This is a genomic window from Clostridium sardiniense (assembly GCF_019753795.1).
GTDB lineage: Bacteria > Bacillota > Clostridia > Clostridiales > Clostridiaceae > Clostridium > Clostridium sardiniense.
Map to the genome: position 1 here is coordinate 259,281 of NZ_JAIKTU010000005.1, position 23,924 is coordinate 283,204.

Genomic DNA, 23,924 nt, shown 5'->3' on the forward strand with positions numbered 1-23,924 from the left:
AATACATTAAATAAAAAATGCTAGATTATAAATCTAATCTAGCATTTTTCTTATATTATTTTATATATTTTTATTGTCTACTGTTATTCCTTGTGGAAATTCAAATATATTTTGTGGGTCATATTTGGCTTTTACTTCTCTTAATTTTTCTGCATGATTTCCATAATACTCTTCTTCATAATTTGGAAGTTCTGCTATAGGGAAGTTAACAAATGATCCTGTAGTCATATCTTTCATATATTTAAATTGTTCTTTAACCCACTCTCTATTTATTGGTGCATATTTATCCTCTTCCCACACTGATTGTAGTCCCATTATAAATTTAGCATCTCTATAATAAAAAGCTGTAGTATCTTTATCTATATCACCTACTGCTCCTCCAAGCCCATAAAATGAAAGAGCTGAATATACTGAGCCTTCTGGTCTCTCTTCTACTAATTTAATAAGTTCTCTTATTTCATCTCTAGTATAATCCTTACAAACAAATCGTCCTGTTGATTTGTATTTTTCGTAATCTGGATGACTATCTTGTATCTCTCTATTTGCATCCAATACAGTTATATAATCTAAGTCAAAATTTACTCTACTAGTAACATTTCTAAGAGGCTCTAAAACCTTATTAGCCTCTTCTTTATTCCCATAAAATAACCCTGTGATACGTACGCCTCTTCCTTTTTCCTTTGAATTATATATTCCAGTCTTTAAGTTCATACGTCTATCTAATATTTTGTATGTATTTTGTAGAGCTTCAATTAAATCAATATTCTCTTCAATATCTATATGAGGATACTCAATGCTTATTAATGTGGCCATCTCTCTCTTGCTTGGTAGGTTAAATGTCATAGAGGTAACTACTCCAAAGTTTCCTCCTCCTCCACCTCTACATGCCCAGAATAAATCCTTATTTTCTACCTCATTTGCAATTATAGTATCACCTTTATAATCTATAATTTCAACTTCTACTAAAGAATCACAAGCTAATCCAAACAATCTACTTGAATATCCCCAACCTGCCCCTAAAACAAACCCTATAACTCCAACTGTTGGACATCCTCCTCCTGGAAATGGATATCCTAAGTTTCCTGTAGCTTCATATAATTCTCTATTACGAACTCCAGCATTTATTGTAACTTTATTATTTTCTTCATCAATATGAATGTTATTCATCTTACTAACATCAATTACTAATACATCATTTCCTGTTGAATAACCTTCATAGTTATGACATCCAGATCTTACTCTTATTTCTACTTCATTTTCCTTAGCCCAATTTATTGCATTGATAATATCTTCTTTTTTTGTGCAATATACAAATACTAGTGGGTATTTTTGAATCGCTCTATTCCAAGATAATCTACTCTCTTCATATTCAAAATCATCTCTTGTAATTACTATCCCAGTTAGTTTATTATAATCGAATTTTTTCATCTGTCTCACACCCTCTATAAGCAATTTTTTATTTATTATAATGGTATCATATCTTTCTTACATTTAAGCTTAGTTTTTAAAGTTTTATATAAATTTTAAAAAATTATTTTATGCATAATAAGAATTTTAATGTTATAATACCTCTAAGCATTTATTTTTGTATAATCTTTAATTTTATTCAATATTAATTGCAAATTAGATAAAATAAGATGATTATTATACTTTAAAATAATTTTAAAAGAAAGGAATTTTAATATGTGGAATGAATTTAAAAAGTTTGCTATGAAAGGTAATGTAGTAGATTTAGCAATTGGTGTTGTTATTGGTGGTGCTTTTGGTAAAATAGTTACTTCACTTGTTAATGATGTTATAATGCCAATCATAGGTAACTTAGTAGGTAAAGTAGATTTTTCTAATCTATACATAAATTTAAGCGGACAGCACTTTAATTCACTTAAAGAAGCTCAAGCTGCAGGGGTAGCCACTATTAATTATGGTTTATTTTTAAATAATGTTATAAACTTTTTAATTATAGCTTTCTCTATTTTTATAGTTATAAGACAGATTAATAAATTTAAATGTTTAGCTATAAAAAAGAAAGAGGAAGTAGCTACTACCAAAGATTGTCCATATTGCTTTACTGAAATTGATCTAAAAGCAACTAGATGCCCTAATTGTACTTCTATATTAGAAAACTATAATAACAAACTAGAAAATGTTGATTCTACACTAGAAGATACTAATTCTAAGTTAGAGGGTATTGTACATAAAGAATAATAAATAATGCTGTAACATTTTAATGTTACAGCATTATTTATATTACCAGAACTTATACGTGTAATGTAGAGTTCTATAATTTGTGATTTTATATTTTAATTTAAATATAAGTACTGATCAATGCTATCAATTTTTAAAGATCAAATTTTACTTCCATGATATAACTGCATCTTTTCTAGGTACAGTTCTCTTATATGTTACATTTGGATATCCAATTACCATACAAGTAACTATTTGCTTACCTTCTTGTAATCCTAGGAATTCTCTAATCTTATTATCATCATTTGAAGCTCTTACAAAAAATCCACTAAAGAATGTTCCAAGTCCTAATGCGTCTGTCATAAGTTCCATATTTGAAGAAGCGAGTGCAGCATTTACTGGTGAATCTGAAACAACAACTATAAGAGCTGGTGCTTTGAAGAATAAGTTATCTTCGCCATCAGGGTTTTCTTTATGACTATTATACATTTGTAGCCACATTTGTGCATATCTCTTATATTGTTTATTTTGTTCATCTTTGCTATTTAGAATATATTCACCTAGGTTTTTAAGACTCTCTAGCACTAATCCTCTTAATTCCTCTATCTTGTCTTTTACTACTATATATGAAACATTTTGGCTGTTACTTCCTGTTTGAGTGAATCTTCCTGCTTCTATAATTTTAAGTAATTTTTCATCTTCTACCTTTTTATCTTTAAAGTTTCTTATAGTTCTTCTAAATTTAATAAAATTAAGAAGATTTTCTGGTTCTATATTAAACGTTTCTTTATCATATTCTTTTACGTCATCCATATTATATTCATCTGTAGATACTGCATTCTTTGGACAAATTGCTATACAGTGTCCACATTTAATACATGTAACATTATTTATTTCAGCTTTTTTATCTACTATTTGAATGTCATTAACAAAACAATCCTTTGCACATAATCCACAACCTATACACTTTTCCTTATCAACTTTCATCATAACTCTGATACACTCCTCTTGTCTTTTATAATCTTAATTCCAATTTTTAATTCTAAGTTTATAAATGATTTACTATTAAAATAATATTTATATAAGCTAGCTTTACAATGATTACTTTTTTATATAAGCTATTATAGTAACTCAATTAATGTAAAACAAGTACTGAAAGTTTATTAAGTAGGTAACAAAAAAGTTAGTAATGGAGGTTTACTTATGTCTGATTGTAATATAAAAAATTATTCTGAAAGAGAGTTTGCAATAAAATATGCTTTAAATATATTAAATGGAAAATGGAAATTACAGATTATGTGGGAAATTTCTAAACTTGGCACTGTAAGATTTAATGAATTACAAAGAAATTTAGATGGTATTTCTAGTATTATGCTATCTCGTTCTTTAACTGAACTTGGTGAGCATAATTTAGTTTCAAGAAAACAATACAATGAGATTCCTCCTAGAGTTGAATACACATTAACTGATCTTGGTAAATCTTTATGCCCTGTACTTCATGCTCTTGAAGATTGGGGATATAAAGTATTTAAAGAATCAAATAATATTAGTGATAAATAAGGTTCATTGAAAGCAAAACCTTAATTCATTCTTTCTCCAATAATGAATTAACATTGGTACTAAATAGATTAAACTCCTCTCTTTTATAAATTTTGAGAGGAGTTTTTTATTTTACATAATATTATTACTATATCCAATCTTTTTATCACTCATATAAGTTATATTTTTATTTAATATAATTTCATTATTATATTTTTATTTATCATCATTTCATTCTTATATTTTTAATCTTGCACTTATTTTTTACGAACGCTTCTGTTCCATCTTCGCAAGCTGTATCGTAATACTTAACTTTTTCATTTACTTTTTTAAGTTCTTTCATAAGTTGAGATATCTTATTTTCTACTGCTTTTTTGTGATCTGTAACTATAGTTCTTCTAACTTCTAAAGTTGAGTCCCCTTCTTTTTTAAGATCCATATAAGTCTTTATATCCTTAATTGGCATACCAGTATTTTTAAGACAACAAACTATAGAAATCCACTCTAAATCATCATCTGAAAAAACTCTGTTTCCAGCTTTATCTCTACTTACGGTTGGTAGGAGCCCTTCCTTCTCATAGTATCTTATTGTATATGTTGATAAATTTGTTTTATTTGCCACTTCTTTAATTGTATATTCCAAAAGCTACCCCTCCCTTAATTATGACTATATCATAATATATTAGAGGAATTTATAAGTCAATCAGTAATTTTAATTAAAATATAAATAAAATTTATATAATTAATTTTCAAAATATTTATCAAAAAATTTATTACATAATTTTTCTAAATGTAAAATATACTTATATTAATTCTTTATTTAAGTAATGAAAAACTTATCGGAATCTACTTATTATAATTTTATAATTCTATTTTTAAATAGGGAGGTTGTGTTTTGTCTGTGATGCAGTGTTATATTTTCATGCTATTTATTCTTGGAACCATGTATTTTATAATGAAATATATGGGTAAGGATATCCTTGGCAAGATGTCTTGTATATTCTTATCAATCTTTGGCTTGTTATTTGCATTTTATAATTTATTTGAGCTTCATTTTGAGTTTTTAGACCTTATACACAAAGCTAGTAACATAATAAAATAATATATAAATTATTAAAAAGGTTGTCATATTGACAACCTTTTTAATATGTTAAATCCTTAAATATACTAAAATCCTTTTCTATTTAAAGATTGTAATCAATGAAATTAGTAATTTAATAGATATAAATGTACATCCAAAAACAAATATAAAATTGCTACATTTATTAATTAAATTTGCCTTAGAGTATAAATTTAATGATTTAAGTATTCCATTTATAAAAGCAAATAAACCACATATAAATACTATCATAATTAAAAACTTTAAATTTATTATATTCATAGACGTAGCAATATCTAATTTATTCATAAAATCACCCCTCTATAAAATATATGATGATACTTCTTTAATTAATCCTTTTTCATTTAAATAATTATGTAAATTATTCTTTTACTAATGAAGACATATTTTTTAACCTATTTTTTACATTATTTCTTTCTATAGTAAGTTGAAATAACTATTTAAAGGAGTATAATATCATTAATTAAACTATTTAACTTAGGAGAAATACATATGGCATTTATGAACTTCTTCAAAACTGAAGATGAAAAAGAAGATAAGAAGCAAGATAACAAACCTACTAATATTGGTGGATTTGACAATTGGGAGGAAGCACTAAAATCTATGGTTAATGACCAAATTTCTAAACATGAAGAATCTATGAAAAGTGCTTTTACTAAAATATCAAAAGATAATAATTTATATTCTCTAACTGATATAGAATTTGATAAATTAATAAGAGATAAGGCTACCTATTTTGAAAAAAATAAAAAGAGTTTAGAAGATAAATATGATGAGAAAGATTATGATAAATTAATCTACAAATTCACAAAGGATATAATAAAAGAGTACAAATAAATTGTACTCTTTATTCTTTATACTCTCTAAAAAATATATTACTTGCCTGTAATACTCCATCCTTAAACATATAACTTATTACAACTTCTCCAAACCGTAATGTTGGTGATGCACCTGCAGCTATTATAGCAATTAATTTATTGTTTACCACATCATAATTTATAACATTCCCAAAAACAACATCATCAAACCATAACTCTGATTCCGATTCCTTTATTGATTTCTTAAATAGCTTTCCATTTATATCAACTTTAATATCAATATTATTATCTTCTTTAGTCATTTTTGTTTTAACATTTTTAGATATTACTTTAAGTGGATTTATAACTTTTATTTCATCTAAGCTATTCACTTTAACAACATGTACTTCTTGTGTATATACTCCTGTTCCATGTCCTGTAGTTATTATTATAATTAATTCATCTACCCCATCACTATTTATATCACTTAATATTAATATCGGCTTAAAGGATTCTCCAATATCAACATGCCAAGAAAATTCCTTCTTTTTATCCTTTACCTTAAGCATTATTTTTCTATACTCTCCATTCTTTTCTACATCTTTTTCTGAATCTAAAGAATATAGTTCAATATGGTTTTCTTGTATCTTAGCTAATAATTTATTATCTTTTTTATAATTACTACTTAGATCTTGTATATTATAACTATATGAATGATAATAACTTAATCCTGATAATACCGATGTTAAACTTATAATAACTATAAATACTCCTAACCTTATATTAAAAAACATAGTAATCACCTCAATATATTTAAATTCATTAATCTCATTTATTAACAATTATTAAACTTTAATATTTTACCTCTTATACAAATACAATTTTATGTAATTAATGGTATTATTAACATAACAATAGATGTATTTATTAGGAGGTATAAAATAATGAAAACTACTAATATAAAACAAAAACTTCCTGCTATAGTATTATTAATTATAACCTGCATACTAATTGCACTATCATTTGCAGGTATAAACTGGGCATTATTACCTGTATCTATATTGCCTATTATTCTATTCTTTTTTCCTCTTGGAAATTATAATGAAAATAATCATTACCACTTGTTAAAATAATTATTATATTATTTATCTTAGATTTAAGATTAAAATAACTATACTATAAAATTTCTATAGTATAGTTATTTTAGTTAATAAAAAATAGTAAGTATATTTTTTAAACATATAAATATACTTACTAGCTATTGATTTATTTTTCTTTATTCTTTAAATCATTATCTACTTTTTCTAAGTAATCTGTTTGCTCCACTATATTTTCTTCAAAGCTTTGTACAGCACCCTTTGTATAGTTTCCCATCATATAAGGATTTACTTTACCTTTTAATCTATCCTTTGACATATAATCACCTCATAGATTAGTTTTCCATTTAGCTTATTATATATTCATATAATCTCCATACAGACTTTTCTATATAAAATATGACTCTTATTTAAAATATATTTTTAATAATTACCTATTTGGAAATTAATTACTTAATATGTATAATTAACATATACTTTAAATATATTTCATTTATAATTTGTATTAAAAGTTTATTATAAAAAGGAGTAGATAATAATGAAAAAATTTATATTAATTCTATTTACATTAATTCTTTCGTCACTAATTATTAGTTGTAGCTTTGTAAATGATAAGAAGAACACTGATAATACTAATTTAAAAATTGAACCTAAAGAACCTAAAATATCTTCAAACGATACCTTAGGTGCAGATATGGCTACACTCGATTATGCATCTGATGATATTATTATTTTTCATGGATCTTTTGGACTTTTCGTGTTTGATACAAAAGCTTCAAAGATAATTAAAAGTATTGATCTAAAACCTATTAATTGTAGCTCTACTCAAGGTGATAATTTTTGTGAAGTATTAGTAAATAAGGATGGTACCATAGTACAACTTCATAATAGTTCAAGTGAAAAAATGTATGTATACACTATAGAAGATAATTCATTGATTGAAGCTCCTCATAAACCTATGGAGGATTCTTTTGAACTTATCTCTACACCTGAAAGCATTACAATAAATGATGATATTAGTTATAGTTATGAAAGTGTAAAATTTGATAATGGAGAATTAGGATATTTAATCGCCTCAGACTTTACAGTTGGATCATTGAAATATATTAGAGGAGATAAATCTTACTCTATATTTAAATAAATAATTTTTTATATTATAAAAATAACTAAAATAATCCTGTAAGCTATAAAATAAATATTTTATAGCTGTTTGTAAAATACTTATTATATGAAAGGAGTGTTTAATATGACTACTAAAGATATAACTTCATTTAAAAACTGGGTTGTTATTGGAGATATAACAAATAGCGAAAAATATGCTTATAAAATTCTAAAGAAATTTAAGGACAAAGATTATAATGTATCTGGAGTTTATCCTAAAGGTGGCGATAATGTTTATAAATCTTTACATGACGTTCCTTATAAAATTGATGCTATAGATTTATGTATTAACCCTAGAGATGGATTAAAATTTATTGAAGAAGCTAAAGAAATTGGTATAGAAAATGTATTAATTCAACCTGGTGCTGAGAGCGATCAAATATTACAATACTGCAAAGATAATGACATCAAAGCAATACAAGGATGTGCCTTAGTTAAGTTAGGTAAATAGCCTAATACTTTAATACTAATTTAGTATGAAATATAAGCACTAAATTATAATAAATTAATAAAATAAAGAGGCTTATTAAGTTGATTTTAAAAGTCAACTTAATACACCTTCTTTTTATTTATACAAATATTACTTTCTAGCTAATTTTTATAGCTTTCTAATCTTTGCACTTATTATTTTATATAGAATCTAACTCATCTCCATTTGATTCAATTACTTTTTTATACCAGTAGAAGCTCTTCTTTCTTGATCTTTCTAATGTTCCATTACCATCATTATCCTTATCTACATAGATAAATCCATAACGTTTTTTCATTTCCCCAGTACCTGCACTAATTAAATCAATACATCCCCAAGGAGTATATCCCATTAGATCAACACCATCTATTTCTACAGCCTTTTTCATTTCTACTATATGTCTTCTTAAATAATCAATTCTGTAATCATCATTTATTGAACCATCTTCTTCTACCTTATCAACAGCACCTAATCCATTTTCCACACAGAATAGTGGTATTTGATAACGGTCATATAGATTATTTAATGAAATTCTAAATCCTTCAGGATCTACTTGCCATCCCCAATCTGAAGCTTTTAGGTAAGGGTTTTTAACTCCACCTAACATGTTTCCTCCAGTTTGATCTTCTCCTTTAGCTGATTTTACAATTGTCATGTAATAACTAAATCCTATATAATCAACCTTACCTTCTTTTAAGATTTCTTCATCACCATTTTCCATCTTAATCTCTATATCATTTCTTTCAAAGAACTTCTTAGCTTTATTTGAGTAGTATCCTCTTACTTGTACATCTGCAAATAGGTATGTTGTATCCATAAATTCATTAGCAGCTTGGACATCCATTGGATTACAAGCTTCAGGATAAGTTTGAGGATAAAGTATCATACATCCTATTTTAAATTCTGGATCTATTTCATGTCCAAGTTTTACTGCTTTAGCACTTGCTAAGAATTGATGATGTGCTGCTTGATAGCATACTTGTAATTTATTCTCACCTTCTCTAAATCTTAGTCCTGCTGGGATAAATGGATGTAATGCTAATACATTAATTTCATTAAAAGTCATCCAATACTTTACTTTATCTTTATATCTATTAAATATAGTCTTGCAATAATTCATATAGAAATCTACAAGTCTACGATCTCTCCATGCTCCATATTTTTCAACTAATCCATATGGCATTTCGTAGTGTGAAATAGTAACTACTGGCTCTATTCCATACTTTAAGCATTCATAGAATAAATTATCATAGAATTTTAATCCTTCTTCATTTGGAGTTTCTTCATCTCCAACTGGGAATATTCTAGTCCAATTTATTGAAGTTCTAAAACACTTAAATCCCATCTCAGCTAATAACTTAATATCTTCTTTATAGTGGTGATAGAAATCTATCGCCTCATGAGATGGATAGTACTTTCCATCTATTACTCCTTCTGTATATTCTCTAGCTTTATCTACAGCTCCACCTGTAGCAACATCCGCTGTACTTACTCCTTTTCCATCTACATTCCATGCACCTTCACATTGGTTAGCAGCAACAGCTCCTCCCCATAGAAAGTTTTCTTTAAATCCAGTATTTTTCATCATACTCACCAATCCCTTCTCTTCTTGTTTGTATATAATCTTATAATTGTATTTTACTAAACTAGTACTGTTAATAACTCGTCTTTACAATCAACTCTCTTTTTATCTGTTTCTACGATATCTAAGCAAGAATCGCTATTAGTAATAACTATAGGTGTTACTACTGAGTATCCTTCCTTTTTTATTGCATTTATATCAAACTCTAGTAGAAGTTGACCTTTTTTAATTTTTTCTCCTTGATTAACTTTAGGAGTAAAATACTTACCATCTAATTTAACTGTATCCATACCAATATGGATTAATACTTCAGTTCCGTTGTCAGTTGTAATTCCTAGTGCATGACCTGTTGGGAATAGTGTTGTTAAAACTCCATCTGCTGGTGCAAAGATCTTGCCTTCAGTTGGATTTATTGCAATACCTTTTCCTAATGCACCTTTTGAAAATGCTTCATCCTCTACCTCTGATAATGCTTTAACTTCACCTTTTAATGGACTAATTAATACTTCTTGCTTCATAAGCTCTTTTTCTTTTATAGAATTTTTCATATCATTTCCATTATTATTTGATTCTGTTTCATCGTCTTTAAATCCGCCAATTAATGTTAATATGAATCCTACTACAAAGGCTACTGCTATAGCAATAAGTGCTCCATAGAATCCCTTATCAATCCCTGTTTGTGTATTGATAAAAGTAGGTATACCAAATATTCCAAGCCCCCCAATTGTATATGTCATAGTTCCCATAGCGCCTAATATACCACCACCTACAGCTGCTGCAACACAGCTTAATATAAATGGTTTTTTACGAGGTAATGTAACTCCGTATATAGCTGGCTCTGTAACTCCAAATATTCCTGAAATAAATGCTGGTATACATAATGATTTTAATTTCTTATTTTTTGTTTTAATTAATATTGCAAGGACTACACCTATTTGAGCAAATGATGCTGCGAACATCAGTGAAAGAACTGGATCATAACCTAAAGTTGTTAAATTATTAATAGCTACTGGTATTAATCCCCAATGCAATCCAAACATAACGAATACTTGCCAGAATGCTCCCATAAATATTCCTGTTACTATTGGACTAAGATTATACATACCTACAGTGATTGCTCCTAAAACTTGTCCAGCCCAAGTTGCTATAGGTCCAATTACTATAAATGTTAAAGGTACTACAACTAATAAAGTACAGAATGGAACAATGAAATTTTTAACTACATCTGGTATTATCTTCTTAAAACCTTTTTCAACCTTTGATGCTACATATGTTGCAAGAATTATTGGAATAACAGTTGATGAATAGTTCATAAGTATTACTGGAATTCCTAAGAAAGTTATATGAACTGATGATTCAATTATTGTTCCTTGGAATAATGTAAATAACGGCTCACCAGCAGTTAATCCTGATAATGCTGGATAAACAAGTGCTGCACCTATTGCCATTCCTACGAATTGATTTAACTTAAACTTCTTAGCTGCTGTAAGTCCTAATAAAATTGGGAAGAAATAAAATAATGAATCTCCTATAGCATTTAATATTTGATAAGTTCCTGACTCTGGTGTAAGTAAGCCTAATGATATAAATAAGGCATTGAAACCTTTAATCATACCTGTTGCACATAATACTCCTAAAGTTGGTGCAAATACACCTGAAATAATATCTATAAATTTATTAAAAGGACTCATTTTTTCCTTTGATTCTTCTTCATTAGCTGCTCCGCCAAAGCCGCCAATTTCAACTACAGTATCATAAACATCTGGAACATGATTTCCAATAACCACTTGGTATTGTCCACCACTCTTAATTACAGTTACGATTCCTTCCATCTTTTTAAGCACTTCTGTATTAGCTTTGCTTTCATCCTTTAACTTAAATCTTAATCTTGTTATACAATGAGTTAATCTGTTAACGTTTTCTCTGCCGCCAACATTTTTTATAATATCTTTAGCCAATTGCTCATACTTCTTCATAATATCTTCTCCCCTTTTTAATATTTTTTTGTATAAAAAAAGCGACACCATATTGTGAAATAATATATTTATAAGTATATCTATTCCACAATAAATGGTATCGCCTGCTTTACCAGTAACAATCCAAAATTTTATTCTATTATCTTTGAGTTACACGTTGTATATGAAGTGTCAAATATAATTGCTCCTCACCTGATAACTCTACTTCTAAATATTTTTCTATTTTTAACATACATTTATATGCATTTTCATACTTTACTTTAACTTGTTTTAATAAAAAGTCGTCTTCTGAATCTATTATTTCTTTGTTGTTTAACCTTTCAAAGAAGAACTTTAAATGAGTTACAAATCTTTCGTAATTAAGAGATCCCTCATCCAACTGAATATTATATGTATATCGTACAATATTTAATATATCTTGTATCTTCCTTGTTATTTTAGACACATCTTCTATTTTAGATGAAGTGTTAACCTGTGCATTGATTAAATGAAGTGCAATATTTCCTGCTTCATCTTCTGGTAATTCTTTTCCTGTTTCCTCTTTGATTAATTCTAAGGCTTTTAATCCTATCTTAAACTCTTTAGGATAAAACTTTTTTATCTCCCATAAAAGTCCATTAGATTTATTCAATCCTTCATCATACATCTTAAGTGCATAACTTATGTGGTCTGTGAGTGTAACATATATATAATCACTGAGTTCTGTATTTAAAATGTTTTTAGCATATTCAATTATGTCATAACATAGTGAAACTTCTTCAGGGGGTATATCTTCTAATAACAACTTGAATTTTTCTGATGCTTCTTTTTGCTTTAAAATAAATGTTTTTTCTATTAGATTATCTTCTATCTTATCGCCTATCTTTTTCTTAAAGGCGATTCCGCATCCCATAACTACAATTTCTTGTTTATTAGAAGCCTTTGCTAAGACTGCATTGTTATTAAAAATTTTCTTTATTACCATAGACCTCACCCCCATTACCACCTATTATATAACTTTATAGTATTTATAAAAAAAACCTCAATTAATCAAAATAGACTTGTACATCTATTCTCATTAATTAAGGTCTCGCCTGATCTAATCAGTAACAATCACACTATTTAAATGTAAGCGTTTTAATATACTATTAATATACCGTTTTTCATAATAACTGTCAATACTTGTTTTGAAACTTTTAGAAAAAAAGATAAGATATATTGAGCTATTATTTAATTATTTCTTACCTTTCTTTCTAGAGTTTATATTCCTATTATGACATACCTATAATCATACCTATAATATAAGGTACTAACCATACAAACCACACTGCTATACTAAATTTGTGGAATATTGCTTTCTTCTTTTCATCATTTTTATATAGAACCCAAGTTGCCCATACTGCATGAAATAACATTAATATTATTGCTAATGCTCCTGTTATACCATGAATAGCAAGTTGAGTTGATGAAATTGACATATTTCCTATTCCTGCAATACTCTCCATAGTCATTGTACCTGTAGTATCAAATAATAAACCTATCCAAAATACTACTACATGCCACTTTTTTAATGTATTAGCTTTTCTTTCTGACCATACGCCTATAGTATAAAATATTAAAGCTAATGTAATTGTAATAATTGCAAATATTAATTTTCCGCTCATTTTAACTTTCTCCTCTAATCCTATTAATTTTATTCCTTAATTTTATTTCTTAATTTTATTAAGTTACCTTTGACTTCTGCAATTTCTTCTTCCGTAAAATTTTTAAATATTTCGTCAAAACTCTTATTTATATGATTTCTGAAATTTTTTGCAAATTCTATTCCTTTATCTGAGAAGACTACATAAGTATTTCTCTTATCCTCTTCATTTTTAATTTTCTTAACATATCCTGCCGCCTCTAATCTTGTTACTATACCAGATACTGTCCCCTTAGCCAAAAACATCTCATCGCATAATTGTGATATAGTGACTTGTCCATTATGAGCAATTAATTTCATAACCATAATTTGTTGATTAGTAAGACCACTCCCTTTTAGATTTTCACTAACTATCCCCATAGTACTCGCATATATTTCTTTTATAAGCATTGCTATCTCAAAAGAATCGTATTTCATATTAATATTCCTCCAAAACTTAATTAATGTATTTTAATTTAGTATTTTCAAATTTTAATGAGCTTATTAAGAAAAATACTCCAGCCATAAATAATGCAAATCCCAATCCCATATAAAATGTTCCTATATAAACAGGATTAAATATTTTTAAACTTCTTATAGTTACCCCAAAGAAAATCATAAATCCCATTATTAAATAACTCTTTACATCAAAAAATGAAAATATACAATGTTTATCTAATTTACTATTTATAATTCTAGTAGTATGTTTTCTAAACATCTTGCTAAATATGAATTTGAAGAACACATAAAATATAATAGCTGCAAATATTAAGCTAATAATCCATGTACCATGATTAGTTTGTACATCTTCCCCTCCTAAAGTTAAGACTCTAAATCCAGCGAACATCCAAACAATTCCTGCAATTAGTAATAAAGTTCTTTTATTTACTCTAAATATATATTTTTTTAAATCCATAATATCATCTCCTAAAATTTCATAAATTTGTTTGTATACAAACAAATTAGTTCCTATGCAAACTATTTTATGCTCCTTGTAGAAATTTGTCAATAATATTAATGTAATTTTTTTATAAATTGATATAAATAAAAAAGGAACACATATATGCTCCTTTTCATTAATATTTATATAATTTTATAGGTAAAGTCTTGTTTCAAGTCTTCTATCATATTCTGACCATGTACCACTCTCTGTTTTATCTTTTACTTGAGTTATTTTGTTCATAGTAGCATCTATAGAGTCAGCAAAATTAACTATAAAAGCTTCTTCCATCTTAGCCTCTCTAGGAGATCCATATTCTAACTTTCCATGATGCTGAGCTATACAGCCCTTTATTCTACAAATAAAATCATCACTATACATTTCTGGATTCTTTCTAGTTGCTTCATCAATCATTTGTATTCCGATTACAATATGTCCTTCCATTTCCCCTCTAAGAGTATATTTAAAAGGGCCTTCATAGTAAAGTTCATAAATCTTCCCTATATCATGAAGCTTTGCTGAGAGCATTGCTATTTCACTTCTTCTACATTCATACCTATCACAAAGAACAGAAGTTAAATGCATAACATTTAAAGTATGTTCTGCAAGTCCTCCAATGTAATTATGGTGCATAGATACTCCACCTATTCCCTTTTTAAATTTCTCTACAAACTCTTCATTTTTGAAGAAATAATCATTTAATGCTTTTCCCTCTTTAGATGTTATATATGCTCTTGTATACTCTTCAATTTCATTCATTATATCTTCAATTGGTTGTTTTACAGTTGGAAGATAGTCTGATACATCATATTCAGATACAAATTGAAACTTTTTAACATCTAAATTAATATCACGAGTCCCTTCAACTGCTAATACTTTTCCTACTGTAATATCATCACCTTTTCTATGTATATTAGCCTTTATATCTCCACTTTTATCAGCTAGCATACATACTGTTTTAGATGCATCCTTATATATAATTTTCATTACCATTAAAGATAGCTTTATATTCTCCCCATTTTTTATATCACATAAAAATTTATCTTTTGCGCTCATATTGTCCTCCAGTTTATATTTATTTTCATTTAAATAGTATATGTAAATATCTATTATTTATATTTTAGACTAACTAATTATAACAAAATTTCATATTAATTAATTGAACAAAATAAAAAACATAGATAGATTCTTAAAAATAATTTAAAGATATTTATTCAAATAAAAAGCTACCCAATTCATATAGAGTAGCTTTTTAGTAGTTTAAATATTCATTTATTATTTTATTGTTATTTGTAATCTTAATTTTTCCTACCTAAGAATAATTGCTTTACCTTAAAAATTTTATTAAATTATGCTTAGCTAAATTTATTTCATATATGCTCCTGTAAATAATTCATTGAATCCTTCTATTATTGTTGGGTGAGTATAAATATTATCTCTTAAATATTTATAGCTAATATTGTTGTCCATAGCCATCTTTATAATATTTATTAATTCACTTGAATCTACGCATAAGAAGCTAGCTCCTAGTATTTTATCATTATCCTTATTGATTACTACCTTTAAGAATCCATCTGTTTCTCCAATTTGCTTAGCTCTTGGAATTGTATTTACTGGCATCTTAGCTATCATTACATCATAGCCTTCTTCTTTTGCTTTCTCTACAGTTAGACCTACTCTAGAGAAAGTTGGATCTATAAATGTCGAAGTAGCTATATTCCTTCTATCGCTAATTTTTCTCTTCTTCTCTCCAAATAAATTATCAAAAACTATTCTAAAATCATCTAGTGATATATAAGTAAATTGTAATCCTCCATTTATATCACCTAATGCCCATATATCATCAGCTGTAGTTTTAAGAGTATCTGAAACCTTAATAAATCCTCTTTCATTAGTTTCTACTCCAGCCTTTTCAAGATTTAACCCTTCTATATTTGATTTTCTTCCTGTTGATAAAAGTAAAGCATCTCCTTCAAATGTTCTTCCATCTTCAGTTTCTACAACTACTCTTTCACCCTTGTTATATACTTTCTTTGTATTAACTTCATTTATTAAGTCTATGCCCTTTTTCTCATATAACTTTAATATTTCTTCTACATCATCCTTATCTTCATTCATAAGAATTTGAGGAAGATTATTAAGCAGTGTTACTTTTGATCCAAATCCACTATAAATAGATGCAAACTCTTGACCTATAAATCCTGCACCTATTATTATAAGTTCTTTTGGTAATTCTCTTAAATTCATTAATGTTTCACTTGTAAATATATTCTTTGCAGAATTTACACCTTCAATGTTTGGTATGAAAGGAAGTGTACCTGTATTTATAAATATTTTATCTCCCTTTAATACTTTAACTTCTTTTGTATCTTCCATAACAACTTTTACAGTTCTATTATCTTCAAAAGATGCTACCCCTGTAAAAACTGTTATATTTTCATTAGAATTTGCTTTATTAAAATTAGCTTTTCTTAAAGCTGTAATTAATACTTCCTTTTTATCTATAGCCTCTCTATATGCTTTATTCTTATCTTCATAACTTTCAAAGCCTTGTCTCTTAATTTCATTAGATGAATTTTCTAAACTCTTTGTTGGTATACAAGCTAAATTAATGCAAGTTCCTCCGTACATCTTAGGGCTCTTTTCTATTAACGCTACCTTTAAACCTCTATTTGCCATATTAGCTGCTAGTGTTTTACCACCTTTACCAAATCCTATTACTATTCCATCAAATCTTTCTTCCATAATTCTCACTCCTATACTACTAATTCATTTATTATCTTTTGCTTTTTTAATTATATTTACACTTTATCAACTTATAATCTTTCTTTCAATTAGGCACTTTTTAGTAACCTGTCGTTACTTTTATTTGGATTTAATAAAATTCTTTTTTATCTATATACTATTCTTGTTATGATATAATACATTTTATAAATAATGTTATTTATTATATATAAATACAAATATAGGAGGTAATTAAATTATATATGAAACATCTTTTAGAAATTCTAATATTAATATTGAATGCTTTATCTATAATAGTTATAGTCTGGGGAGCAGCATTAACTTTTATAAGCTTTATTAAATCAGAAATAAATTTTAAAAATAGAGAAGATACTGTAATGAAAATTGGTACTATTAAAAATCATTTAGGCTCATACATATTATTAGGACTTGAAATTTTAATTTGTGCAGATATTATTGAATCTATTTTAAATCCAACAATTAATGATATGGTAATCTTAGCATCAATTGTTGTTATACGAACCTTTATATCTTACTTCTTAAATAAAGAAATAGAATCTAGTCATAAAAAAACAAATACATAAAATTCTTATAAGCTACACATATAAAAGAAACTGTCTCATAATAAAAAAAACTATAATAAATTGTATCTATATAAAAATTTTATACTATGCATAGTTTAAAGGGACTGTTTTAAGACAGTCCCTTTATACAGTAAGTTACATATATAATGTATAATCAACTTTATCCAGCTTTTTAATTTTTTCAAAAACTATAATCTCTATATCTTCTACTCTTAAGCATATACACTAATAATATTTTACTAAAATACTAATATATTATTGATAAAATTTATATTAGAAGCTATAATATATTGTTATTTTAATTTACAACATATAGGGGTGAATCAATTTATGGGAAAAGAATTAAATCTTACCGAAGGACCTATTATAAAAAAGCTTATAGCACTTTCATTGCCTATAATGGGAACTTCTTTTATTCAAATGGCTTACAACATGATAGATATGATATGGGTAGGTAGAGTTGGTAGCTCTGCTGTTGCAGCTGTTGGAACTGCTGGCTTCTTTACTTGGCTTGCTATGGCATTTGTTATTGTCTCAAAAATGGGTGCTGAAGTAAAGGTAGCCCAAAGTGTAGGTAGACAAGATTATGATGGTGCTAAAAATTATATTAAAGCCTCAGTCCAAATAAACGTTGTTTTAGGTATTATATATTCATTAGTTATGGTACTTTTTAGAGGACCACTAATTGGATTCTTTAACCTTGGAGATACAACTGTTATACATATGGCTGAAACTTATTTAGTTGCAATTGTTTTTGGACTACCTTTTTATTTTATTAATCCTGTATTTACTTCAATCTTTAATGCTATTGGTAATAGTAAAATGCCATTTTTTATAAATACTTGTGGACTTATTGTTAATATTATTTTAGACCCTATTCTTATACTTGGTATTGGTGACTTTAAAGGTCTTGGGGTTTTAGGAGCTGCTATTGCAACAGTTATTGCTCAAGTAGTGGTTTCTGCACTTTTTATAGTGAATATACTTAAAAGTAATCACGACTTTTTAAAGGTTAATATTTTAAAAGGTGTTAATTTTAGTCACATAAGAACAATATGTAGAATCGGTCTACCAACAGCTTTCCAAAGTGGCTTATTTACAGTATTTGCAATGATCTTAGGTAGAATCGTAGCTGTTTGGGGTCCTGTGCCTATTGCTGTTCAAAAGGTAGGTTCTCAAATTGAATCTATATCTTGGATGACTACAGAAGGTTTGGCTATCTCGCTTGGTGCTTTTGTTGGACAAAACTTTGGAGCCAAAAAGTATCATAGAATAATGGATGGATATAAAGCAATACTCGGAATTGCACTAGGTGTTGGTATATTTGCTTCTATCTTGCTTATATTCTTTGGGAATTATATTTTCTCAATCTTTATACCAGAACAAGATGCTATAATACAAGGTACATCTTATCTTAAAATACTTGGATATTCTCAAATATTTATGTGTATAGAGATAACTACATCAGGAATATTTAATGGTGTTTCAAAAACGTATATACCATCATTGATTAGCATAATTATAACTGGCGCTAGAGTTCCTTTAGCTTATATTTTATCTAGACCTGAAATTCTAGGAATAGATGGTGTATGGTGGGCAGTAAGTATAACTAGTATATTAAAAGGTATTATAATAATTATTGTACTGATAAGATTTTACAAAACTAAAAAGTTATTTAAAGATAATTAGAAAAATCTTAGTTTTAAACTAAGATTTTTATATATGCAAAAGGACTTTTCCACTCAGTGAAAAAGTCCTTTCTAACATCCTAAAAAATTAGTGTAAAGGTTTTGGTCTGTATCTACAAAGCTATTTTCTTTAGAATTTATTTTTAAACAAAGTCTAAAGAGGTATTTTTTAATTATATATCTAAAAATAAGCACATATTAATTTTATATTATTATGAGTTTATTTTTATATCTTTATCTAACTATAACTGATACTCCATCAGGTATTAATGCTACCTTAGCATCTCTTCCTTTAAGCTCATACGCCTTCTCTAACGCTTCTTCAAAAGTATATGCATGTTTAATGTGCATACTTTCTATCATCTTAGGATCACACATATCAGTTACTATATAAACTGTGTACTTATCAAGAATTCTAGCTAGTATTTGGAATTCCCATTGATCTGGTACAGTTTCATTTCTAGGAACTGTAGCTATTCTATCTAAAAGTTCTCTAGGTGATGCAGCATTTGCTAAATTATCATAGAATGATTGTCCACCATGACCATCATCACAGGCTGCTACCATAATTATAACTCCACCTGGATTACATGTAGCTTCAGCAGCAGTCATTCCTTTTACCGCTTGATATATATTTTGATCTAAAGGATGACCTCCATTAGTTACTATGGCAATATCGCAATCAACTTTTTTAACTTCTGAAAGATCAAGTACAAACTTACATCCTTCTTTATGTGCTTCTTCACTATCTCCTGCAAAAGCATTTATAACTTTCTTTTCACTATCTATTACAACATTTAATATAAATGCTAAATTTGCTTTATTAGCTGCATATAGCATATCTTTATGAATTGGGTTGTGACATAGTTTTCCTGTTCTTGCATGAGGACTTGATATAAATTCTCCACAATGATTTGCCATTATAGTTGTTGCAGAGGCTACCCCTGGTAATACACTTTTTCTTCCACCTGAGAATCCTGCAAAGAAATGAGATTCTATAAATCCTTCTGCAATAAGAAGTTCTGCTTCCATTGCATACTTATTTAAAACTAAATCTCCACCTGATGGAAGTTTTCCCACATTTACTAACATATTTTCGTCTGTTGATACATGAATAATTATATTTTCATTTTCTACTATCTCTTCTCCAAGCTTATTTATAAGCTCTTCTCTTGTAGTAGGTCTATGGAATCCTGTAGCTATTAATATTTTTATATCTATATCTGGATTTACTTCTCTTATCCTTCTTAAGAGAATAGGCATTGTAACTTTACTAGGAACAGGTCTTGTATGGTCACTAGTTATTATAACCATGTCCTTCTTTCCTTTTACTAAATCTTCTAGTCTTTCGCTTCCAATAGGATTATCTAAAGCCTTCTCAACTATTTCTTGCTGAGTTAATTCTGTCTTGTATTCATCTGCCTTAGATTCTAGTACTCCAACAAGATTGTTATCATCCACTTCTATACTCATCATTCCTGTATGATATGGTATCTTAAAGTTTGCCATATTAACAACTCCTTATTATTATGTATTTTTATATTAAATAAATTTTATGATTATCTTATTAAAGTTTATTTATCATGCTTGCAGTATAAGCTGCACCAAAACCATTATCTATATTAACAACCGTAACTCCACTAGCACAGCTATTTAGCATTGTAAGTAATGGAGCTAGTCCATTAAAATGTGCTCCATATCCAACGCTAGTTGGTACAGCTATTATTGGCTTATCTACAAGACCTCCCACTACGCTAGCTAAAGCTCCTTCCATTCCAGCAATTACTATTAAGACCTTTGCACCACGTAAAATATCTAATCTATCAAACAACCTATGTATGCCTGCAACTCCAACATCATATACTCTCTCTACCCTATTACCAAATATCTCACAAGTAATAGCTGCTTCTTCAGCCACTGGTATATCTGATGTCCCTGCAGTTACTATTGCGATATAAGAATCGCTAACCTTTTTAGTAGATTTTTCTATTGTTATTGTTCTTCCTAGCTTATTAAATTTAGCATCATCGCATATTGAAAGAACAGCATTATACATCTCTTCAGTTGCCCTAGTTGCTAGTATATTTTCATTTCTTAAAAGCATATTCTCAATTATCCCAACAACTTGCTCTGTTGATTTACCCTCACAGTAAATAACTTCTGGATATCCATTTCTTAGTTCCCTATGATTGTCTATCTTTGCATATCCCAAATCTGTAAAAGGTAGTGTTGTAAGCTCTTCTAAAGCATCATTAATAGAAACCTTGTCTTCTTTTATAGCTTTAAGTAAATTTTCTAAAGATTGTTTGTCCATATTTTTACCTCTATTTCTTCTAATTTAAACTACCAACCTTATATCCTTCTATATCTAATGTTATATATTTATATCCAATGGCCTTTAATTCTAGTGCTATAGATTCTAATATCTCTTTATCTAAAATATTTTCAATATCCTTTGGCTGAACTTCAATTCTTGCAAGTTCTCCATGGTTTCTTACTCTAATCCCTTTAATTCCTAAGGATGAAATAAACACCTCTGCTTTTTCCGTTCTATCTAATTTTTCTTCTGTGATTTCTTCACCAATTTGTAGTCTAGTTAATAAGCAAGCATATGCTGGCTTACTCCAAGTTGGAAGATTTAATTCTTTAGAATGGCTTCTTATATCATCTTTTCCAAAGCCTAATTCTAATAGTGGGCTTTTTATTTTCAACTCTTTTAATGCTACCATTCCTGGTCTATAATCACTTTCATCATCTTTATTAGTTCCATCTATTATATTAACTATTCCAAGACTATTTGCTTTTTCTATAATTTTAGAAAATACCTTCTTTTTGCACTTATAACATCTATCCTTTGGATTAAATTTAATTTCTTCTGCAATAGGCATGTCTATAATTATATGTTCAATTCCTAAAGAAGCTGTTAGCTCTTTTGCCTCCTCAATTTCCCACTTTGGAATATATGGAGATGCAATTGTTATTGCAACAGCATTTTCTTTTAATACATCTTTGCATACCTTAACAAGAAATGTACTATCAACGCCCCCTGAAAATGCTATGGCTACCTTTCTTAAATCTTTTATGTACTCTTTTAAATTATTTATTTTATTATTATCAACTGATTTAATATTTGAAGATTTATTTTTTGAATATGATTTTATTACCTCTCTACGAACTTCTCCTAGTGCAATACATTTAGCTTTAGCTATTTTTTTGCATACTTCATATTCTGGTTTTATATTTGATACCTTTCCATCATAAAAAGCAACCTTAACTGGTACATCTCCAAATTCACATTTAATAATTTCTTCTTTTCTCTTTAACTTATCTCTTAATACCTCATATTGTCTAAGTCCTATTGTTGATGAATTAAGAAAAATTATTTTCTTTAGCTCCTCTAGATTTTTATTATTACAAATAACTGATAGTTTATATGCAGGCCTTCCTTTTTTCATAAATATTGGTGTATAAAATACATCTAAAGCACCCTTTTGAAATAATCTTTCCATAAGTAGGTCAAATTCTTCTCCTATCATGTCATCAATATTACATTCTATTACATATTCTTTTGAAGAAGTTTCTTTGCTTTCACCTATCATAGCTCTTAAAACATTAGGCATATTTACTCCTTCTTTACAACCTAAGCCATACCCTATATGTTTTATTTCAAAATCTTTTTCATATGTAAACTTAGATGAAAGAGCTTTTAATATTGCTGCTCCTGTTGGTGTAGTTGCTTCAAAAGGAGCATTTTTAGCAATTATAGGAACACCTCTTAATATCTCTGCTGTAGCTGGAGCTGGAATTGGTAATATACCATGGGCACATTTTAAAACTCCATATCCGAGTTCTATTGGAGATGATATTATTGAATCTACATTTAAATAGTCAATACAGATTGCTGCACCTACTATATCAATTATAGAATCTACTGCTCCTACTTCGTGAAAATGAACTTCATCTATATTTTTATTATGTACTTTACCTTCTGCTATAGCTACTTGATCGAATATTCTTAAAGCCATCATCTTTATGTTGTCATTTAGATTAGATTTTAAAATAATATCCTTTATATCACTATAACTTCTACCATGATGATGATTATGATGATTTTCTAAAACGTTATGTAAAATATTATCATCTATTATTACACTAATCCCTGTTATTCCTTGTTTTACTGATTTTTTTATACTAATTCTAAATTCATCGTTTATACTTAATTTACTTAGCTCATTTATTAGATATTCACTAGGAACTCCTAAGTCAACTAAGGCGCCTAAATTCATATCTCCACTTATGCCTGAAAAACAATCATAATATAATACTCTCATATTGGTATGACCTCCTATTATTATATTTTGATTATATATGTAATCATTATC

General features: G+C 27.8%; 24 protein-coding genes and 2 pseudogenes. 8 read left to right on the forward strand and 18 right to left on the reverse strand.

The features are described 5' to 3' along the window. Positions 1-60: 60 nt before the first annotated feature. Positions 61-1,428, reverse strand: coding sequence for an FAD-binding oxidoreductase (locus K5V21_RS07965; RefSeq protein ID WP_221860633.1), 1,368 nt, complete (start codon positions 1,426-1,428; stop codon positions 61-63). A gap of 255 nt (positions 1,429-1,683) precedes the next feature. On the opposite strand from K5V21_RS07965, the pseudogene mscL reads away from it, so the two are divergent. After that, positions 1,684-2,124 (forward strand): annotated as a pseudogene (gene mscL, locus K5V21_RS07970) (large conductance mechanosensitive channel protein MscL); the annotation flags it as partial. A 228-nt stretch (positions 2,125-2,352) separates the two neighbouring features. Here mscL and K5V21_RS07975 read toward each other — a convergent pair. Continuing rightward, positions 2,353-3,174, reverse strand: coding sequence for a nitroreductase family protein (locus K5V21_RS07975; protein ID WP_221860636.1), 822 nt, complete (start codon positions 3,172-3,174; stop codon positions 2,353-2,355). Between the two features lie 213 nt (positions 3,175-3,387). Here K5V21_RS07975 and K5V21_RS07980 point away from each other — a divergent pair, with 213 nt between their 5' ends. Next, the gene (locus tag K5V21_RS07980; protein ID WP_221860638.1) at positions 3,388-3,744 is read left to right on the forward strand and encodes a winged helix-turn-helix transcriptional regulator; all 357 of its coding nucleotides are present in this window, start codon (positions 3,388-3,390) and stop codon (positions 3,742-3,744) included. Positions 3,745-3,949: 205 nt separating this feature from the next. Here K5V21_RS07980 and K5V21_RS07985 read toward each other — a convergent pair whose 3' ends face one another. Beyond that, the gene (locus K5V21_RS07985; RefSeq protein ID WP_221860640.1) at positions 3,950-4,366 is read right to left on the reverse strand and encodes a MerR family transcriptional regulator; all 417 of its coding nucleotides are present in this window, start codon (positions 4,364-4,366) and stop codon (positions 3,950-3,952) included. Between the two features lie 537 nt (positions 4,367-4,903). After that, a complete protein-coding gene (locus K5V21_RS07990; RefSeq protein WP_221860642.1) occupies positions 4,904-5,131 on the reverse strand; it encodes a hypothetical protein in 228 nt (75 codons plus the stop codon). Between the two features lie 204 nt (positions 5,132-5,335). On the opposite strand from K5V21_RS07990, the gene K5V21_RS07995 reads away from it, so the two are divergent. Continuing rightward, positions 5,336-5,680: a hypothetical protein gene (locus tag K5V21_RS07995; RefSeq protein ID WP_221860644.1), complete on the forward strand. Its 345-nt coding sequence runs from the start codon at positions 5,336-5,338 to the stop codon at positions 5,678-5,680. A 10-nt stretch (positions 5,681-5,690) separates the two neighbouring features. Here K5V21_RS07995 and K5V21_RS08000 read toward each other — a convergent pair whose 3' ends face one another. Next, positions 5,691-6,434: a hypothetical protein gene (locus tag K5V21_RS08000; protein ID WP_221860646.1), complete on the reverse strand. Its 744-nt coding sequence runs from the start codon at positions 6,432-6,434 to the stop codon at positions 5,691-5,693. A 150-nt stretch (positions 6,435-6,584) separates the two neighbouring features. Between K5V21_RS08000 and K5V21_RS08005 the strand changes: the two genes are divergently transcribed. Next, positions 6,585-6,773, forward strand: a complete 189-nt coding sequence (locus K5V21_RS08005; RefSeq protein WP_221860647.1) for a hypothetical protein — start codon at positions 6,585-6,587, stop codon at positions 6,771-6,773. Between the two features lie 133 nt (positions 6,774-6,906). Here K5V21_RS08005 and K5V21_RS08010 read toward each other — a convergent pair whose 3' ends face one another. After that, the gene (locus K5V21_RS08010) at positions 6,907-7,056 is read right to left on the reverse strand and encodes a hypothetical protein (protein WP_221860649.1); all 150 of its coding nucleotides are present in this window, start codon (positions 7,054-7,056) and stop codon (positions 6,907-6,909) included. Between the two features lie 219 nt (positions 7,057-7,275). Between K5V21_RS08010 and K5V21_RS08015 the strand changes: the two genes are divergently transcribed. Both K5V21_RS08015 and K5V21_RS08020 read left to right on the forward strand, forming a co-directional pair. Then, positions 7,276-7,878, forward strand: coding sequence for a hypothetical protein (locus K5V21_RS08015; protein ID WP_221860651.1), 603 nt, complete (start codon positions 7,276-7,278; stop codon positions 7,876-7,878). A 105-nt stretch (positions 7,879-7,983) separates the two neighbouring features. Further along, positions 7,984-8,349 (forward strand): CoA-binding protein, encoded by a 366-nt coding sequence (locus tag K5V21_RS08020; protein WP_221860653.1) that lies wholly within the window; start codon positions 7,984-7,986, stop codon positions 8,347-8,349. 178 nt (positions 8,350-8,527) lie between these two features. Here the strand turns inward: K5V21_RS08020 and K5V21_RS08025 are convergent, their stop codons facing one another. The 8 genes from K5V21_RS08025 to K5V21_RS08060 all read right to left on the reverse strand — a co-directional run bounded on the left by K5V21_RS08025 (position 8,528) and on the right by K5V21_RS08060 (position 17,270). Continuing rightward, positions 8,528-9,952: a 6-phospho-beta-glucosidase gene (locus tag K5V21_RS08025; protein ID WP_221860735.1), complete on the reverse strand. Its 1,425-nt coding sequence runs from the start codon at positions 9,950-9,952 to the stop codon at positions 8,528-8,530. 56 nt (positions 9,953-10,008) lie between these two features. After that, entirely contained in the window at positions 10,009-11,925 is a 1,917-nt protein-coding gene (locus tag K5V21_RS08030; RefSeq protein WP_221860655.1) for a PTS beta-glucoside transporter subunit IIBCA, read from the reverse strand. A gap of 139 nt (positions 11,926-12,064) precedes the next feature. Further along, positions 12,065-12,889, reverse strand: a complete 825-nt coding sequence (gene licT, locus K5V21_RS08035; RefSeq protein ID WP_221860657.1) for a BglG family transcription antiterminator LicT — start codon at positions 12,887-12,889, stop codon at positions 12,065-12,067. Positions 12,890-13,175: 286 nt separating this feature from the next. Further along, positions 13,176-13,568 (reverse strand): HsmA family protein, encoded by a 393-nt coding sequence (locus K5V21_RS08040; protein WP_221860659.1) that lies wholly within the window; start codon positions 13,566-13,568, stop codon positions 13,176-13,178. 29 nt (positions 13,569-13,597) lie between these two features. Further along, on the reverse strand, positions 13,598-14,023 hold the full coding sequence (locus K5V21_RS08045) for a MarR family winged helix-turn-helix transcriptional regulator (protein ID WP_221860662.1): 426 nt from the start codon (positions 14,021-14,023) through the stop codon (positions 13,598-13,600). Positions 14,024-14,042: 19 nt separating this feature from the next. Next, complete coding sequence (locus K5V21_RS08050; RefSeq protein ID WP_221860664.1) at positions 14,043-14,501, reverse strand: hypothetical protein; 459 nt, start codon at positions 14,499-14,501, stop codon at positions 14,043-14,045. 177 nt (positions 14,502-14,678) lie between these two features. Next, the gene (locus K5V21_RS08055) at positions 14,679-15,581 is read right to left on the reverse strand and encodes a 3'-5' exoribonuclease YhaM family protein (RefSeq protein ID WP_221860666.1); all 903 of its coding nucleotides are present in this window, start codon (positions 15,579-15,581) and stop codon (positions 14,679-14,681) included. A gap of 309 nt (positions 15,582-15,890) precedes the next feature. Beyond that, a complete protein-coding gene (locus K5V21_RS08060) occupies positions 15,891-17,270 on the reverse strand; it encodes an FAD-dependent oxidoreductase (RefSeq protein ID WP_221860667.1) in 1,380 nt (459 codons plus the stop codon). A 242-nt stretch (positions 17,271-17,512) separates the two neighbouring features. Here K5V21_RS08060 and K5V21_RS08065 point away from each other — a divergent pair, with 242 nt between their 5' ends. Together K5V21_RS08065 and K5V21_RS08070 are read left to right on the forward strand one after the other, a co-directional pair. After that, entirely contained in the window at positions 17,513-17,854 is a 342-nt protein-coding gene (locus K5V21_RS08065) for a DUF1622 domain-containing protein (RefSeq protein ID WP_221860669.1), read from the forward strand. A 330-nt stretch (positions 17,855-18,184) separates the two neighbouring features. After that, the gene (locus K5V21_RS08070) at positions 18,185-19,543 is read left to right on the forward strand and encodes an MATE family efflux transporter (RefSeq protein ID WP_221860671.1); all 1,359 of its coding nucleotides are present in this window, start codon (positions 18,185-18,187) and stop codon (positions 19,541-19,543) included. Positions 19,544-19,776: 233 nt separating this feature from the next. Here K5V21_RS08070 and larA read toward each other — a convergent pair whose 3' ends face one another. From larA to larC, 4 genes and pseudogenes are all read right to left on the reverse strand, one after another. Next, positions 19,777-21,051: a nickel-dependent lactate racemase gene (gene larA / locus K5V21_RS08075; protein WP_221860673.1), complete on the reverse strand. Its 1,275-nt coding sequence runs from the start codon at positions 21,049-21,051 to the stop codon at positions 19,777-19,779. A 58-nt stretch (positions 21,052-21,109) separates the two neighbouring features. Beyond that, complete coding sequence (gene larB / locus K5V21_RS08080) at positions 21,110-21,856, reverse strand: nickel pincer cofactor biosynthesis protein LarB (protein ID WP_221860675.1); 747 nt, start codon at positions 21,854-21,856, stop codon at positions 21,110-21,112. 19 nt (positions 21,857-21,875) lie between these two features. Beyond that, the gene (gene larE, locus K5V21_RS08085) at positions 21,876-22,670 is read right to left on the reverse strand and encodes an ATP-dependent sacrificial sulfur transferase LarE (protein ID WP_221860736.1); all 795 of its coding nucleotides are present in this window, start codon (positions 22,668-22,670) and stop codon (positions 21,876-21,878) included. Between the two features lie 15 nt (positions 22,671-22,685). After that, positions 22,686-23,873 (reverse strand): annotated as a pseudogene (gene larC / locus K5V21_RS08090) (nickel pincer cofactor biosynthesis protein LarC); the annotation flags it as partial. Positions 23,874-23,924 lie beyond the last annotated feature (51 nt).

Bases quoted from the DNA above. Each gene is read 5' to 3' on its own strand.
- K5V21_RS08005 (WP_221860647.1), top strand. From the start codon at position 6,585: ATGAAAACTACTAATATAAAACAAAAACTTCCTGCTATAGTATTATTA.
- K5V21_RS07975 (WP_221860636.1), bottom strand. From the start codon at position 3,174: ATGATGAAAGTTGATAAGGAAAAGTGTATAGGTTGTGGATTATGTGCA.
- K5V21_RS08070 (WP_221860671.1), top strand. From the start codon at position 18,185: ATGGGAAAAGAATTAAATCTTACCGAAGGACCTATTATAAAAAAGCTT.
- K5V21_RS08060 (WP_221860667.1), bottom strand. From the start codon at position 17,270: ATGGAAGAAAGATTTGATGGAATAGTAATAGGATTTGGTAAAGGTGGT.
- K5V21_RS08010 (WP_221860649.1), bottom strand. From the start codon at position 7,056: ATGTCAAAGGATAGATTAAAAGGTAAAGTAAATCCTTATATGATGGGA.
- larA (WP_221860673.1), bottom strand. From the start codon at position 21,051: ATGGCAAACTTTAAGATACCATATCATACAGGAATGATGAGTATAGAA.
- K5V21_RS07990 (WP_221860642.1), bottom strand. From the start codon at position 5,131: ATGAATAAATTAGATATTGCTACGTCTATGAATATAATAAATTTAAAG.
- K5V21_RS08000 (WP_221860646.1), bottom strand. From the start codon at position 6,434: ATGTTTTTTAATATAAGGTTAGGAGTATTTATAGTTATTATAAGTTTA.
- K5V21_RS07965 (WP_221860633.1), bottom strand. From the start codon at position 1,428: ATGAAAAAATTCGATTATAATAAACTAACTGGGATAGTAATTACAAGA.
- larB (WP_221860675.1), bottom strand. From the start codon at position 21,856: ATGGACAAACAATCTTTAGAAAATTTACTTAAAGCTATAAAAGAAGAC.
- K5V21_RS08015 (WP_221860651.1), top strand. From the start codon at position 7,276: ATGAAAAAATTTATATTAATTCTATTTACATTAATTCTTTCGTCACTA.
- K5V21_RS07980 (WP_221860638.1), top strand. From the start codon at position 3,388: ATGTCTGATTGTAATATAAAAAATTATTCTGAAAGAGAGTTTGCAATA.
- K5V21_RS08065 (WP_221860669.1), top strand. From the start codon at position 17,513: ATGAAACATCTTTTAGAAATTCTAATATTAATATTGAATGCTTTATCT.
- K5V21_RS08055 (WP_221860666.1), bottom strand. From the start codon at position 15,581: ATGAGCGCAAAAGATAAATTTTTATGTGATATAAAAAATGGGGAGAAT.
- K5V21_RS07995 (WP_221860644.1), top strand. From the start codon at position 5,336: ATGGCATTTATGAACTTCTTCAAAACTGAAGATGAAAAAGAAGATAAG.
- K5V21_RS08030 (WP_221860655.1), bottom strand. From the start codon at position 11,925: ATGAAGAAGTATGAGCAATTGGCTAAAGATATTATAAAAAATGTTGGC.
- K5V21_RS08050 (WP_221860664.1), bottom strand. From the start codon at position 14,501: ATGGATTTAAAAAAATATATATTTAGAGTAAATAAAAGAACTTTATTA.
- K5V21_RS08020 (WP_221860653.1), top strand. From the start codon at position 7,984: ATGACTACTAAAGATATAACTTCATTTAAAAACTGGGTTGTTATTGGA.
- K5V21_RS08025 (WP_221860735.1), bottom strand. From the start codon at position 9,952: ATGAAAAATACTGGATTTAAAGAAAACTTTCTATGGGGAGGAGCTGTT.
- K5V21_RS08040 (WP_221860659.1), bottom strand. From the start codon at position 13,568: ATGAGCGGAAAATTAATATTTGCAATTATTACAATTACATTAGCTTTA.
- K5V21_RS08045 (WP_221860662.1), bottom strand. From the start codon at position 14,023: ATGAAATACGATTCTTTTGAGATAGCAATGCTTATAAAAGAAATATAT.
- licT (WP_221860657.1), bottom strand. From the start codon at position 12,889: ATGGTAATAAAGAAAATTTTTAATAACAATGCAGTCTTAGCAAAGGCT.